10 protein-coding genes are annotated in these 15,209 nt (G+C 40.1%); 2 read left to right on the forward strand and 8 right to left on the reverse strand.

The features are described 5' to 3' along the window. The first annotated feature begins 289 nt into the window (after positions 1 to 289). On the forward strand, positions 290 to 1,270 hold the full coding sequence (locus HDE70_RS26070) for an acyl-ACP desaturase (protein WP_183867249.1): 981 nt from the start codon (positions 290 to 292) through the stop codon (positions 1,268 to 1,270). A gap of 266 nt (positions 1,271 to 1,536) precedes the next feature. Continuing rightward, positions 1,537 to 3,192 (forward strand): lectin, encoded by a 1,656-nt coding sequence (locus HDE70_RS26075; protein WP_183892296.1) that lies wholly within the window; start codon positions 1,537 to 1,539, stop codon positions 3,190 to 3,192. A gap of 54 nt (positions 3,193 to 3,246) precedes the next feature. On the opposite strand, the gene HDE70_RS26080 is transcribed toward HDE70_RS26075, so the two are convergent. The 8 genes from HDE70_RS26080 to HDE70_RS26115 all read right to left on the reverse strand — a co-directional run bounded on the left by HDE70_RS26080 (position 3,247) and on the right by HDE70_RS26115 (position 15,201). After that, positions 3,247 to 6,639, reverse strand: a complete 3,393-nt coding sequence (locus tag HDE70_RS26080; protein WP_183892297.1) for a methylmalonyl-CoA mutase family protein — start codon at positions 6,637 to 6,639, stop codon at positions 3,247 to 3,249. Positions 6,640 to 6,830: 191 nt separating this feature from the next. Continuing rightward, a complete protein-coding gene (pafA, locus tag HDE70_RS26085; protein WP_183867252.1) occupies positions 6,831 to 8,489 on the reverse strand; it encodes an alkaline phosphatase PafA in 1,659 nt (552 codons plus the stop codon). A 47-nt stretch (positions 8,490 to 8,536) separates the two neighbouring features. Beyond that, positions 8,537 to 9,823: a bifunctional folylpolyglutamate synthase/dihydrofolate synthase gene (locus tag HDE70_RS26090; RefSeq protein WP_183892298.1), complete on the reverse strand. Its 1,287-nt coding sequence runs from the start codon at positions 9,821 to 9,823 to the stop codon at positions 8,537 to 8,539. A 45-nt stretch (positions 9,824 to 9,868) separates the two neighbouring features. After that, on the reverse strand, positions 9,869 to 10,690 hold the full coding sequence (locus HDE70_RS26095) for an energy transducer TonB (protein ID WP_111635952.1): 822 nt from the start codon (positions 10,688 to 10,690) through the stop codon (positions 9,869 to 9,871). Continuing rightward, the gene (locus tag HDE70_RS26100; RefSeq protein ID WP_068402964.1) at positions 10,690 to 11,091 is read right to left on the reverse strand and encodes an ExbD/TolR family protein; all 402 of its coding nucleotides are present in this window, start codon (positions 11,089 to 11,091) and stop codon (positions 10,690 to 10,692) included. The genes HDE70_RS26095 and HDE70_RS26100 overlap by 1 nt, the downstream gene beginning before the upstream one ends. Further along, complete coding sequence (locus HDE70_RS26105; protein WP_183867254.1) at positions 11,091 to 11,801, reverse strand: MotA/TolQ/ExbB proton channel family protein; 711 nt, start codon at positions 11,799 to 11,801, stop codon at positions 11,091 to 11,093. Before HDE70_RS26105 ends, HDE70_RS26100 begins: the two co-directional genes overlap by 1 nt. A 2-nt stretch (positions 11,802 to 11,803) precedes the next feature. Then, a complete protein-coding gene (locus HDE70_RS26110; RefSeq protein WP_183892299.1) occupies positions 11,804 to 13,348 on the reverse strand; it encodes a hypothetical protein in 1,545 nt (514 codons plus the stop codon). Between the two features lie 74 nt (positions 13,349 to 13,422). After that, the gene (locus HDE70_RS26115) at positions 13,423 to 15,201 is read right to left on the reverse strand and encodes a TonB-dependent receptor (protein WP_183867256.1); all 1,779 of its coding nucleotides are present in this window, start codon (positions 15,199 to 15,201) and stop codon (positions 13,423 to 13,425) included. Positions 15,202 to 15,209: the final 8 nt, after the last annotated feature.

The following is a 15,209-nucleotide window of genomic DNA, read 5'->3' on the forward strand; positions in this document are numbered from 1 at the left end:
GATGGTACTGCGGTAACACGTGGGAGAGTAGGTCGGTGCCAAATCTTAAAGAAAGCCTGTAGGAAACTACAGGCTTTTCTTGTTATAGGACATTTCTAAATGCATTTATAACCTTTTTTTATAACAATCAGACCCTTTCATACGTTGTATGAACAGATCCACGAAATTCTTTAATAATTTAACCTTATGCAATAACATTTTTTAAGCTTAATCTGCTATTAAATGGTGTCAGAAAGGCATTATGAAATAATTTTGGTTATCTTTGGTGTTAAACTAAAACACACATATAATGAGTTTTTTTGCTGAAAAAAGACGGGAAGTAATGCTTCACATTGAGCAATATATGCTTGATATGATGGATACTTACCTGAAACCGATTGATACTAATTGGCAGCCAACTGATTTTTTGCCTGTTTCTACCAGTGATACTTTTATTCAAGACATAAAATCCCTTCGCGAAACTGCAAATGACCTTTCATACGATCTTGTTGCCGTGCTAATTGGCGATACTATTACAGAAGAAGCTTTACCTACTTATGAATCATGGTTATCCATGGTTGATGGTATTTCAAGAAATGAACAGGGTGGTTGGATGAAATGGGTACGTCACTGGACTGCTGAAGAGAACAGACATGGAGATTTGTTAAACAGATACCTTTATTTATCAGGTCGTGTTGATATGCGCCAAATGGAAATCTCTACGCAATATCTGATTGCTGATGGTTTTGACATTGGTACTGGACATGATCCTTACCGTAACTTTATTTATACAAGTTTTCAGGAACTTGCAACAAATGTATCTCACCGCAGAGTAGCTTCTTTAGCTAAAAAAGACGGTGATACTTTACTTTCCAAAATCTGTGGTGTCATTGCCTCTGATGAAGCAAGGCACGCCAAGGCTTATAAAGACTTTATGTCTAAAATCTTTGAAGTAGATCCTAGTGAAGCTATGATTGCTTTCGAAGATATGATGCGGATGAAGATTGTTATGCCTGCTCACTTCCTGAGAGAAATGGGGATGAAAATGGGACAGACTTTCGGTCACTTTACTGATGCTGCACAACGCCTGGGTGTTTACACAGCAGTTGACTATGTGGAGATCATGCAGCAGCTTATTGTAGAGTGGAAAATAGAAAGTATGCAAGACCTGAATGAAGCAGGTGAAAAAGCCCGTGATTATATCATGGCTCTGCCAAGCCGCTTATTACGTGTTGCAGAGAGAATGAAGACTCCAACAATGGATTACAAATTCAGCTGGATACACGCTTAATGCTAAAAACAAAATAATTCCGATACTAACCGTAGAAGAACATCGTATAATAAGAAAGGCCCGGATTATCCGGGCCTTTCTTATTATACGGCTCTTTTATGCTAATTTTTTATTTAAGTGAATTTATGTTATTGTTTATAGATTAACTATTTGTCTATATAAGAATTATGTTTTTATGTTATTTTCTTGTTGTATATATTTATGTCGTCAAATGTCTTATTTGATTAATCCATATCTTCTATACTATTTAAAACGCAAAATTAAACATGAAACGTTACTTAATTGCCGCAGCTGTTTTTCTTTCTGCCTGTTCTAAAAACACGATGCCTGATCCTGAATCTGGTATTGCTGATTCCAAAGTTAATCATGCAATTGTACACTCTGCCCCAGGTGACGTTGTGGGTAAAATTACAGTCGGATACCAGGGATGGTTTTCCTGTGCAGGTGATGGCTCACCATTTAGCTTTTTCTGGTGGCACTGGGCTCAGGGTAATAATTTTCCTACTGGTGAGGCCAGTAGTATTGGAATTAAGTCGTGGCCTGATATGCGCGAGTTTACTACTTCCTTCCAGACTGGTTTCCCCAACCTGAACAATGGTCAGCCGGCAAAGTTATTTTCATCTTATACAGATCAAACCATGGACACTCATTTCCGCTGGATGGAAGAGAACGGTATTGATGTTGCAGCGCTTCAACGCTTTAATCCTGCCGGTGGTGAAGGGCCTATGCGTGATGCAATAACTGCAAAAGTAAAAACTGCTGCTGAGGCTCACCATCGTAAGTTCTACATTATGTATGATGTAAGTGGCTGGGATGGCATGTCAACACAAATTAAAGCAGACTGGAATAATAAAATGTCTGCGTATACTTCTTCCTCAGCGTATGCTGTTCAAAATGGTAAACCTGTTGTTTGTATTTGGGGATTGGGGTTTAAAGACAATAGCCGCCCGTTTTCGGCGGAAGAATGTCTGGATGTAGTCAACTGGTTCAAAAGTAAAGGTTGTTATGTAATCGGTGGAGTGCCAGGTCGCTGGAGAAGTGAAAATGAACACCGTCCAGGTTTTGAAGCCGTTTATAAAGCACTGAATATGATTACGCCCTGGATGATTGGAAATATAGGTACTATTGAAGATGAAGATAGATTCTATCAAAATACTGTGATGGGTGATCAGGCTTACTGTGATGCAAATGGTATTGATTATCAGGCTTGCATATTACCTGGTGATTTACAGGAGCGTCAGCGTCAGCACGGTGAATTTATGTGGAGACAGTTTTATAACAGGGTTAAAGGTGGCGTACAGGGAATATACATCTCCATGTTCGATGAGTTTAATGAAGGGAATCAAATTGCTAAAACTGCTGAAAATAATTTTATGGTGCCGGCGGGTTCAAAGTTTCTGGGGCTGGATGAAGATGGTGTAGTTTGTTCTTCTGATTATTACCTGAGGCTTACTAATGATGGCGGCAAGATGCTAAAAGGGATTATCCCGCTTACCCCAAACAGACCTACTGAGCCTGTCAAAGGTGGTGGCCAGGTTTATTTACCACCATTTGGTCAGACTGTAAGTATCATGGGCTCAAATGGTGCTTATGTAAGTAGTCAAAACGGCGTTAATCCAATGAATTGTGTGAATAAAGTAGCTGGTGGATGGGAGTTATTTACAATCGTAAATGCTGGCAATGGCAAAGTTGCATTAATGAATAATGGTAAATATGTATCCTCAGAAAATGGCGCAGGGAGTATTACTTGTAAACGGACTGCAATTGGTATCTGGGAGCAGTTTACTTACACGAAGAATCTGGCTGGCGAGGTAACTTTTATGGGAAGTAATGGTAAGTTCATTTCTTCAGAAAATGGACTTCAGGCAATGACCTGCAAAAATGCAGTTGCCGGGCCATGGGAAAAATTCAAGCTTAATTAACAGCTGTTAAACTTTATGAAGCGCCTGTATCATTTAAATACAGGCGCTTTTTTATTACATATTTCTTCTGTATTGTCCGCCTACCTCATACAAGGCATTGGAAATCTGTCCAAGGGAACAAATTTTGCAAGCTTCCATTAAAGCTTCGAAGGTATTTCCTCCGGTAATGGCTATCTTTTGTAATTCCTTCAATGCTGCTACTGTATGGTCTGCATTCCTTTTTTGGAATTCATCCAAAGCAGCAATCTGAAATTGTTTCTCTTCTTCCGTTGCCCGGATAATTTCGCCGGGAACAACTGTTGGTGATCCGTTTTTATTTAAGAATGTATTTACACCTACAATCGGATACTCTCCGTTATGTTTCAAGGTTTCATAATACAAACTTTCTTCCTGGATCTTACCACGCTGATACATAGTTTCCATTGCTCCTAAAACACCACCGCGGTCATTGATCCTTTTAAATTCAGCTAATACAGCCTCTTCCACCAAATCTGTTAAGTCTTCAATAATAAAGGCACCTTGTAATGGATTTTCATTCTTAGCTAATCCTAATTCTCTGTTAATGATCAGCTGGATCGCCATTGCCCTTCTTACAGAATCTTCTGTTGGTGTGGTAATCGCCTCATCATAAGCATTGGTATGCAGTGAATTACAGTTGTCATAGATCGCATATAAGGCCTGTAACGTAGTTCTGATATCATTGAAATCAATTTCCTGCGCATGCAAAGATCTGCCTGAAGTCTGAATATGATATTTAAGCTTCTGTGAACGGTCATTTCCTTTATACTTGTTCTTGATCGCCTTCGCCCAGATACGTCTGGCTACGCGGCCTATTACCGCATATTCAGGATCTATTCCATTAGAGAAGAAGAAAGATAAGTTAGGCGCAAAATCATCGATGTGCATGCCTCTGCTCAGGTAGTATTCTACAAAAGTAAACCCGTTACTTAAAGTAAAAGCCAGTTGAGATATTGGGTTCGCACCGGCCTCGGCAATGTGATATCCTGAGATAGAAACAGAATAGAAATTTCTTACTTTCTCATCAATAAAGTATTTCTGAATATCCCCCATCATCCTCAGCGCAAACTCTGTAGAGAAGATACAGGTATTTTGTGCCTGGTCTTCTTTAAGAATATCTGCTTGTACTGTACCGCGAACAGTACTAATCGCATAGGCACGAATTTTAGCATAAACATCGGCTGGTAAAACCTGGTCACCTGTTACGCCCAGCAGTAATAAACCAAGTCCATTATTACCTTCCGGCAAAACACCACTGTAAACAGGTCTTTTAATTTTCTTTTCTTTATAGATTTGAGTTATCTTCTCTTTAACCTCGTCTAACAGTTCATGTTCGATAATGTATTTTTCGCATTGCTGATCAATGGCCACATTCATAAAGAAGCCTAACAACATAGGGGCAGGGCCATTAATTGTCATGGAAACAGAGGTCGATGAAGCACACAGATCGAAACCTGAATACAATTTCTTCGCATCATCCAGTGTCGCAATACTGACCCCTGAATTCCCTATTTTACCATAAATATCCGGTCTGATATGCGGATCTTCACCATACAGGGTTACCGAGTCAAATGCAGTGGATAAACGGTGTGCAGGTTGTCCAAGGGATACATAGTGGAAACGTTTGTTGGTTCTTTCCGGGCCGCCTTCTCCGGCAAACATTCTGGTTGGGTCTTCTCCATCACGTTTCAGTGGAAATACACCTGCTGCATAAGGGAATTCACCAGGTACATTTTCTGTTAATAACCAGCGCAGGATATCTCCCCAGTCTTTATATCTTGGCAGAGAAACTTTAGGGATTTTAAGCTGTGATAAAGATTCATAGAATAATGGTTGTTTAATTTCCTTATCCCTGACTTTATATACAAAGTATTCTTCTTTATATTTTTGAACAGTTTCTGGCCATTCTCGCAATAACCTGCGGCATTGTCCATCTAATTGTTCCTCTAAGTGATTATAGATGTCCTTCAGTGAAGTTTTTAAAGGTTCTGTATCTTTCCCTTTCTTTGTAGACTTTTCGTCTTCACAAAGCTCCAGGACACCACTCAGCTGATAAAGCTTTCTGGCAATACCGCTTTGAAGGTCAACCCATTCATTATAAGCCTGGCTTGATTCTGCAATTTCTGCCAGATATCTTGAACGGTCTGGTGGAATAATGTAGATTTTCTCTGATTGACCTGCTGTCATCAGCATCCTTGCTTTGAAATCTGTTCCAGTGCGTTCTTTAATCTTCGCCATCAGGGCAGTAAACAGGTTGTTCATTCCGGGATCATTGAACTGAGAAGCCATCGTACCAAATACTGGAATGGTATCATCTTTCGCTTCAAACAGGTTATGATTCCTTTTATATTGTTTGCGGACATCACGCAAAGCGTCTAAGGCTCCGCGTTTATCAAACTTGTTAATAGCTACCAAATCGGCAAAGTCAAGCATGTCAATTTTCTCCAATTGTGTTGCTGCACCAAATTCCGGTGTCATCACATATAAGGAAACGTCGCAATGCTCTGTGATTTCTGTATCAGACTGGCCAATACCAGAGGTTTCGACAATGATCATATCATAACCGGCAGCTTTACAGATATCAATGCTTTCCTGTACATTGACAGATAAAGCTAAATTGGCCTGTCTTGTGGCCAGTGAGCGCATATAAATCCTTGGATTATTAATAGCATTCATCCTGATCCGGTCACCAAGTAATGCACCGCCTGTTTTTCGCTTGGAAGGGTCAACAGAGATAATCGCTAAAGTTTTATCCTTGACTTCCATCAGGAAACGTCTCACCAGTTCATCTACCAGTGAAGACTTTCCGGAACCACCAGTACCGGTAATCCCTAATACAGGGGCCTGGCTTTTGCTGGTCAGCACTTTCAATTCATTGACGAATGTTTGCGCACCCACAGGATCATTTTCAGCTACAGTAATTGCAGAAGCAATACTTCTCACCTCTTTGCGGGGAATCATCTCCAATTCATTGGTAATCGATTTGGTCGTAATGAAATCAGTTTGCTCCAGCATATTATTGATCATTCCCTGTAAGCCCATTGTCCGGCCATCGTCAGGAGAGTAGATCCGGGTAATCCCGTAAGCTTGCAGTTCGGCAATTTCGACAGGTAAAATCACGCCACCTCCACCTGCAAATATCTTGATCTTTGTAGCTCCTTTTTCCTGGAGCAGATCATACATGTATTTGAAATATTCAAGGTGCCCGCCCTGATAGGAGGTCATAGCTATACCTTGGACATCTTCCTGGATCGCACAGTTGACAACTTCCTCTACAGATCTGTTGTGACCGAGATGGATAACTTCCGCTCCTGAAGATTGCAGAATACGGCGCATGATATTTATCGTTGCATCGTGTCCGTCGAAAAGGGCCGCTGCTGTTACAAAACGAATTTTATTTTTGGGTACGTAGCTCTTAATTGGTTCCATTAAAGAAATTATATTTGGTCAGTAAAGTTAATAAAAACTATATAGCAAGTTTGATTATTGAAAGTCAAAATAATATATAACTGCTGATCTGTTAGCTTTTAAAATATATAAGGCACAAAAAAAGACAAACCCTGGCTGGACTTACACAATTTTTTCAAATTATGAGTGCGGAGAGCGTTTGTCTTGTTATTTTATTGATGCGTAAGCTCTGTAATAGGTTCCCCTACACAGCCGCTTGGCATTTGAATATGAAGCATTGCTGCTATGGTAGCTGCAATATCTGTCATGTGATGTGTTTGATTGGTTTTTCCGGGCTTGACATTCCAGCCCATAAAAACAAGCGGGATATGTGCATCGTATGGATTCCATGCACCATGTGTGGTTCCTGTTTTTCCACCGTCAAACCAGTTTGGCTGTAAAATGAAATAGATATCTCCGCTGCGACGTGCATTGTATCCGTTAGTAATCATTTGTTTTTGGACAGCAGTCAATGTGCTTTCCGAAATACGGGCTAAGTCTACAGCATCAGCGAATCCTTCAAGCGTCCTTAAATACTCAATAGAAGCAGATTTCATCGCTGTGAAATCGATTTGTTTGAAATCCGGGTTCTGGTGGTTGAAGATAATCTGGTTGTTCATAGCTAACAACACAGGCTTTTTAATCTTAAATTTGCTTTCCAGATAGGTATTCAAACTGGTTACAATAGCTTTATCATCTACTACGCCACCTGGCAGTTTATTTTCTTTCATAAATCCAGGAACGTGTGCTGCACCATGATCTGCTGAAAGGAATAAAAGATAATTTCCTTTACCTACTGTTTTATCCAGATAATTGAAAAAGTCTTCCAGATCTTTGTCCAGACGCAGGTAAGTATCTTCTGCCTCGATTGAATTCGGCCCGTATTGATGACCTATATAATCAGTCGAAGAACAGCTTACTGCTAAGAAATCGGTAATGTTATCCTGACCCAGATCTTCTGCCCTGATCGCTACTTTGGCAAGGTCAAGTGTAATTGTATTTCCGTAAGGAGTACTTCTGATCATGTCATAGTTCTTGCCTGCGTATAGTTTTAAAGGGTGAGGGAAAGTTGGCGTTTGTTCTCCTTTGGTTTTGCCTTCATAGTCTTTATTATCAGCTGTGCTTTGTGTATAGCTTTCAATTGGATAAAGTGTATTCCAGTTTTGCTCATAATATTTGTTGGCCATTTTCAGCTTATTGTAATCCTGTACCCAGGCTGGAAGCTGAGACATGTAATAAGTACTGGTAATCCAGTCGCCGGTTTGTCCGTCGTACCAGTAAGCGCCATTTGGGGTATGACCAGCCGGAAGGATTGATCCACGGTCTTTTAAGGAAATACCGATTACTTTACCTTTGAAATTTGTAGCCAGACGCAGTTCATCTGTGATGGTACTGCTTAATAAATTTTTAGGCGACATCATACCTGCTCTGGTGGTTGAGCCTACAGAAACTACTGAAGTATCTTCTGTACAGTAAACGTTTCTGTTTAATTGCGGGTCATACCAGTCATTGCCAACAATTCCGGTAATTGCAGGTACAGAACCTGTATAAATACTAGAGTGCCCAACGGCAGTATAAGTAGGGGTATAAGGGATGAATGTATTTTCAGCTGAAAAGCCGTCGTTGATCAGACGTTTGAAACCTCCGTTTGAGTATCTGTCATAATAACGGTAAAGGTAGTCCCAGCGCATTTGATCGACAACTAATCCGATCACAAGTTTCGGGCGGTCAATGGTTGCAGGATAAGTTCCTGTACTGTTTGTTTTTTTCTGTGCTAAAGTCACTGTGCACAAACAACAGAGTGCGGTAAATAACAGGTAAGTTTTCTTCATCAGGGATTTATTACATTATTTTATAGGATATGAAGCTTGAATAAGCTTTAAAGAACTTCTGCAACCACGAAGGTACTTCCGCCAACAAAAATCAGATCATCGGCTTCGGCAGTCGCTTTAGCTGCGTTCAAAGCTAAGGTTACTGTTTCGAAAACAGGGCCTTGTAACATAAATTTTGCCGCTTCTTCTGCTAACTGATGTGCAGGCATTGCTCTTTCCAGATCAGGCTGACAGAAGTAGTATTTTGCATTTGCCGGGAGCATTTCCAGTACACTGGTCACATCCTTATCGCCCAGCATCCCAATTACGATATGTAAATTGTGATATTCGGTCGCATTGATATTTTCCAGTACTTCCTGGATACCTGCAATATTATGCCCGGTATCACAAATAATTAAAGGATTTTCCTGAAGGGTTTGCCATCTGCCTTGTAAACCAGTGATTTCAACGGTATGGGCCAGACCGCTGTATACGGCTTCATCAGGGATATCAAAGCCATTCTGATTTAAAGTTAATACGGATTGTATGACTGTTAATACGTTTTTTAGCTGATAGAATCCGCTCAGATCCATTACAAGATCTTTAAACAGACAGGTATCTTTTTTATAGACTGATGTTTTGAGTAGTCTGCCTTCGCGCACGGTATCCTGAACACGCAGCTCAGTATTGGCAAAAACCAATTCACTTGCTGTTTCTTTGGCTTCCTCTATAAATACCTGTGCAATTTCTTCTTGTCTTTCTCCGATTACAGCGGGTACACCCGGTTTGATAATCCCTGCTTTCTGACCAGCAATTTCAAACAATGTATTGCCTAATAAATTGGTGTGGTCGAAACTGATATTCGTAATTACTGATAATTCCGGATGAATGATATTTGTAGAATCTTTTCGACCGCCAAGGCCTACTTCAATAATAGCTACATCAACTTTTTCTGCCTCGAAGTAAGCGAATGCCATTGCAACGGTTACCTCGAAAAAAGAAGGACTGATAGATTCGATCAGGTCTTTTTCCTGTGCGGTGTAGTCAATGACGAAACGCTCGGTCATCATCTCACCATTAACTCTGATCCTTTCTCTGAAATCTTTTAAATGGGGAGAGGTATATAAGCCGGTTTTATAACCAGCTTTCTGTAAAATAGCCGCAAGCATATGGGAGGTAGAACCTTTCCCGTTTGTACCGCCTACGTGTATAGTTTTAAATTTATCCTGAGGGTTTCCCAGGTTTTCACACAGCACGATCGTGTTGTGTAAATCCTTTTTCATTGCTGCTGCACCGATACGGGTAAACATTGGAAGTCTGCTGTACAGGTAGTCCAGGGTCTCTAAATAAGTCATTGAAATGATTTGCTAAGGGTACAAAAGTATCAAAGAAACCGGATTTTATTTCACTTTAAAATTAAAAACTACCACACCTACCTGAAGGTCAGGTGCTGATTCAGATTGGTTGAGACGTGCACCCATTACAGCTGCTTTACATTTTGCCCAAAGGTCTAAATCCTGCAAGGTTGTTCCTCTTACACCAGGGGTGGCATCAACTACGATCCCTTGTTTATTAATACTGATCCTGACTGCTATTTTACCCGTTTTCTGGCCGTTGTCCTGAGGAGTAACCAGGTTTGTAAAACGTCTTAAAGCAATCGGTGTGCCTCCAAAACCAGAACCGCCTTCTCCATAGTTGTTGGCAAGCGGATCTCCGTTCACTGAACCCTGATTACCAGGTGTAGTGCCGGTCCCGTCTCCCTGACCATTTCCTTTATTGGCTTTACCTTTATAAAGTGCATTCTGATTGACTGCGGGTTTGGCTGGTTTATCAACAACCTTAGTCGCAACAGCAGGGGTAGAAGGTTTAGTGTTTTTCTTGGTACTGATACTTACTGCTTCTTCGTTGTCTTGTGTAGTGATTTCCTTATCTGTACTTTCTACTGATTTGACAGGCGTAACCACTTTTTCCGGAACTACCTTGTCAGGAAGCTGCTTGTTTGCATCCGGATCGGCAGAAGGTTCTTCGATACTGGTATAATCCGTACCCATTCCCTCTACAGAAGTACCATAATTAACTACCATTCCGCCCATACCTGCTTCTTCAACAGGTTTGAAAGTCCCGATAGCAATAAAAAAGCTTAATATCAATAAACCAGCCATGATCGCGGTGGATATTGCTACGGCTTTAGGATAATTATTTTCTTCTTTATGGTAAGTCATTATTTTTTTGGTTCTACAGCTAATACAACTTTCAGTTTCAACTGATTGGCTACATCAAACACTGCCATAGTATTCTCAATGGAAACTCCTCTGGCAACATACAGTACAATTGTCAGGTCCGGAGATGCCTTTTGATAGGTTTCAATACTTGCTTTCATCTGATCCAGTGTGACTGGTTGTTTCTCTACAAAATAAGTCAGATTATCATTAATAGAGACCGTCACTGTTTTCTGAGCAGCAGATTGCTGTCCGGATTCAGAACGTGGAAGAAGTAGTTTTACGACCTGCGGATTCACTGCTGCCGAAGCAAGCAGGAAGAAAAGCATCAGGAAAAACATGATGTCATTCAGCGCAGAAGTGTGTACCTCAACAGTTCCTTTATTTCTTTTGCGTAGATTCATTATTTACCTGGTTCCTCTAATAGATCAATAAATTCTAATGCGTCGGTTTCCATTCTCAGGATGATCCTTTCTACCATTGCATTCAGGATATGGTATAATACATATGCGATAATACCTACAATCAGACCTGTTGCTGAAGTAATCATTTTAGTATATAAACCACCAGATATAGTTCCGATCTCAATAGCACCTTTTACAGATACATCATGGAAAATTGTAATTACCCCGATAATCGTTCCTACGAATCCTAACATGGGTGCGATACCTGCAATAATACCTAAGATACTGATATTCTTCTCTAATTTAGAGACTTCCAGTTTACCTACATTTTCAATTGCAGCTTCAATATCCTTGATCGGACGGCCAATACGTCTAAGACCTTTTTCCAGCATACGGCCCAAAGGAGAATTCGTATTTCTGCATAAAGCGATCGCGTTTTCCAATCGGCCTTCGTGGATATATTGTTTGATCTGAAGCATCAGATTAGATTCTGTTTTAGAAGATTTTCTGATAGTCAGATAACGTTCTACGAAGATTACCAAACCAGAAAAAGCAAGGAATGCAAGTGGGAGCATAACCCAGCCACCCTTCATTAATAAATCAAAGAAGTGAAGTTCCTGAGGTGCAGCAGCTACAGCCTGGTTTGCGGCGTTGGCGGTATCTGTTAAATGGTGTACTGTATCTGTAGCAACCTGTAGCAAAGTGATCATATTTATTGTTTGTTTTTATAAATGTATATTCCGGGTATCTTTAGTTTTTTTGATAGTTTCTCCAATTCAAGTTTGGCTGATTCCTCATCTTTTAACGTTGCAATACTCATCTTTAGTCTTTTTCCCGACATATTGGTGACAACTTTCGCAGTAATACCGCTTCTTTTCATCAGCTCAATAAACCTGTCTGCTTCTTTCTGATCGTGCATGGAAGCGCCTATAATTTCATAAACAACAGCGGTATCACGTACTGGAGCAACTGCTTTTTTCACAACTGAGTCTTTCTTTGCAGCGGCAGTAGCAGCGGCCGAAGGAGTTACGGAAGGTGTTGTTTTTTTAGCGGTATCTGGGGGTGTTGTAATTGAGTCAGATTTATATCTTTCCTGTATCGGACGCTTAACTGGTACTTCCGTTTTTGGAGTTGCAAAAGGGCTATTCGCCAGTATTCCGCTAAACCATTCTGGTTTCACGATATAAGCAACAATCATCATGATCACTAAAATCAGTAAACCAAGTATGATTTTTAAATATAAAGGGGTAGTTTTAGGCAGCTCTTCCTCTTCTTCAGGGGTGTAAATTTCTTCATTTTTATTGTAAAAAGGAGCTGGCTCAGTCGTTTTAGTATTATCTTTAATATTCCAGATCACTTCTTCCTGTTCAGTAATCGTAGCTTTTTCAACCGGAGATTTAGAACGGTAGAAATTCAGGGCTTCAATTTCTGCGCGAAGTTGTTTTTCATCTTTGCGTGGCTGACCCGGACTATCAGGAATAAAGTTCTCGTGATCAGGAACAACAGTTTCTATGGCTGGTTCCTGAACCGGGGTAACCGGAGGAATTGTTTCTGTGACAGGAGTTTCTACAGGAGTTACCGGAACTTCTACAGGAGCTGTAGTCTGTTCTTCTTGAACAGGAGTTATTTCTTCTGTTGTAGCAGCTGGTTCTTCTACAGGAGGAACAACTGTTTCTTCCTCTTCAGAAGTTTCTGTCTGATCGGGAACAACCGGCGTTTCAAATGGTAATGCTTCTTCTTCGGAAGCAGCCGGAGTTTCTTCTTCAACAGGAGTAACTGAAGATACTTCCTCAGCAGCCGGAGCCTCTTCTACTGATGGTGTTTCAGGCATGATCTCTTCGGCTGAAGGTTCCTGCTCTGCTTTCACAACTGGTAAACCATAAAAATCAAAACCGTAATTCAGTTTCTCAGCAGGTTCAAAGTGTACTTCATCATCAGCTTTATATAATTTCCCGAGTTCTCCAAAATCGGCTTCCTGCTGATTATTTAATTGCTGTAAAATACCAGTGCTGAATTCATCAATAAAGTAGTTGGCAGTATCAACTGATACATTCCTTTTTTTACTGATGAATTCGGCTAATATTAGCTCTTCCTTAACTTCAGGCGTAAAGTCAATAATATAACTGGGAGGTACGAATGAATGCGTTTCGGCATCGTACCTTCCCGGTAATTTCTTTTTATAGAGCGTTCCCAGTCCGGAAACCCCTACAGTTTTACGGGTTTGAATAAGTTCTGAGAGGTAAGATAAGATATCCATTCTGGTAAAAATAAATTTAAATTCCGTATCAACCAATTATAATTGTAATTGGCTGGATAAATCCCTTCAGGCTCTTAGAACGAATAACTGATTCCACCAAATACATTTACACCAATCGCCTGGTAATATAAGTATCTGCTGTATTCTTTATTTAACAGGTTATTTGCTTTAACGAATGCTGAGAATTTGTTGTTGATCTTATAGTTAGCACCAAGTCCTAAGTCTACATAACCTTTCACATTCACTACTGTTTCGTTATTTGTGTCAGGAATGGTGTAAGGAGCGCCTGGTGCCGCTTTATAAATTTTTGCATTTGAGGCATCCTGAATAGCTACAGCAGCAGTAAAGCCTAATTTGTCTGTTACATTATACAACAGGTCTGAACTTATACGTAACTGAGGTTTGAACCAGCTATATTGTTCTGAAGCTGGTTTATAATCTTCTACGTTGATTTTACCAGTCCATTTTAACTGATCGCTCACCTGTACAGAAACTTCACCTTCTAAACCTAATAATTTCATCGTTCCGAAATCATAGATCACATCAAACTTGTTGAAGTCCGTAAAGTTGTTCACGAAAAGTGGCATGTCAGTGATTTCCTTACGGTATACTCTTGCTTTGTAACCAAAACCAGGGCCACCTGTACCTTTAATACCTGCACTGAAACTTAGTTTCTCAATAGAGTTTTTAATGGCAATATTGCTATTCAGGAATGGGTTTTCATCCGTGAATTCTTTCATAGAATTTCTGTTCACGTCTCCTTTGATCTCTCCAAAAATCTGTAAGTAATCAGGAATAATAGTGAAGTCTGCGGTTACAGCAGGGAAGATTCTCGATTTAGAAACGGTACCAAACTCCTGAACGAAGTTAATTCCTGCGGTAATTTTAATTCCACTGGCCTGTAAACGGATATATGGATTTAAACGCAATAAATTGTTAGTTACACTGGTCAATACATCTTTCGTATTTCCAAACTCTCCCGAAGCAGCCAGACCAAAGTTGAAACTGCTGATCCTTTTATTTAAATAACCGTTGATGACAACTGAGTTTTCACTGGCAGATAACTGATCACCCCAGATATAGCCATTTATTTTAGCTGCATAACTTAGCGCATCTTCATCTTCACTGTGTTTGTTGACAACCTCAGCTTCTGCTTCAATAAAGTTGAAAGACTGTTTTCCAGGATTTGGATTTCTTAATGGATTGGTCTCATCATAACCATAGAAATAAAGGCCTTTTCTCTCGTAATTAATACGTCCGCTGAATATCGCTTTTTCACCTATACTGCGGCCGAAAACACTTAATTGTTGCTGGTTGAATTTCTGTCCGTTTAATTTTCCCGACTGACTGAAGTGTCTGAAAAAACCACCTGCCTGAAAATCTTCAGAACGGCCCATATTGATATAAGCTTCACCTAAAACTGTGCTGGCAGAACCAAAAGCCCCTTTTACATAGTTATTGACAATTTCTGTTTGTTTTTCTGCCGCAACTTCTTGTGCATATAACTTATCAATGTCAGAATTAAGCTCCAGTTTTCTATCAGTTAAGCTGTAATTGAAACGTGCTTTGTAAGTTTTAACATCGTTCAAATCCGGGCTTCTTCTGAGTTTAACCGCTTCGGCCAGAATTGGCTTATAAGGTCTTACTACTTCAATTTCTTCGGTTACTTGTTTATCGTCATCATTTTTATCGGCTACCTTTTTATCCGCAACTTTCTTTTCTGTCGCTTTCTTCTCGGTAGTCTTCTTTTCAGTTGGTTTTTTCTCGGTCGGTTTTTTATCCTGAGCCTTAATGGTCAATGTACCCGCAGTCAGTAAAAAAACAGTTGTATATAATAATTTGTTGAATCTCATGGTGCTTT

The organism is Pedobacter cryoconitis, assembly GCF_014200595.1.
Taxonomy (GTDB): domain Bacteria; phylum Bacteroidota; class Bacteroidia; order Sphingobacteriales; family Sphingobacteriaceae; genus Pedobacter; species Pedobacter cryoconitis_C.

Bases quoted from the DNA above. Each gene is read 5' to 3' on its own strand.
- pafA (WP_183867252.1), bottom strand. From the start codon at position 8,489: ATGAAGAAAACTTACCTGTTATTTACCGCACTCTGTTGTTTGTGCACA.
- HDE70_RS26105 (WP_183867254.1), bottom strand. From the start codon at position 11,801: ATGATCACTTTGCTACAGGTTGCTACAGATACAGTACACCATTTAACA.
- HDE70_RS26075 (WP_183892296.1), top strand. From the start codon at position 1,537: ATGAAACGTTACTTAATTGCCGCAGCTGTTTTTCTTTCTGCCTGTTCT.
- HDE70_RS26070 (WP_183867249.1), top strand. From the start codon at position 290: ATGAGTTTTTTTGCTGAAAAAAGACGGGAAGTAATGCTTCACATTGAG.
- HDE70_RS26110 (WP_183892299.1), bottom strand. From the start codon at position 13,348: ATGGATATCTTATCTTACCTCTCAGAACTTATTCAAACCCGTAAAACT.
- HDE70_RS26090 (WP_183892298.1), bottom strand. From the start codon at position 9,823: ATGACTTATTTAGAGACCCTGGACTACCTGTACAGCAGACTTCCAATG.
- HDE70_RS26115 (WP_183867256.1), bottom strand. From the start codon at position 15,201: ATGAGATTCAACAAATTATTATATACAACTGTTTTTTTACTGACTGCG.
- HDE70_RS26100 (WP_068402964.1), bottom strand. From the start codon at position 11,091: ATGAATCTACGCAAAAGAAATAAAGGAACTGTTGAGGTACACACTTCT.
- HDE70_RS26095 (WP_111635952.1), bottom strand. From the start codon at position 10,690: ATGACTTACCATAAAGAAGAAAATAATTATCCTAAAGCCGTAGCAATA.
- HDE70_RS26080 (WP_183892297.1), bottom strand. From the start codon at position 6,639: ATGGAACCAATTAAGAGCTACGTACCCAAAAATAAAATTCGTTTTGTA.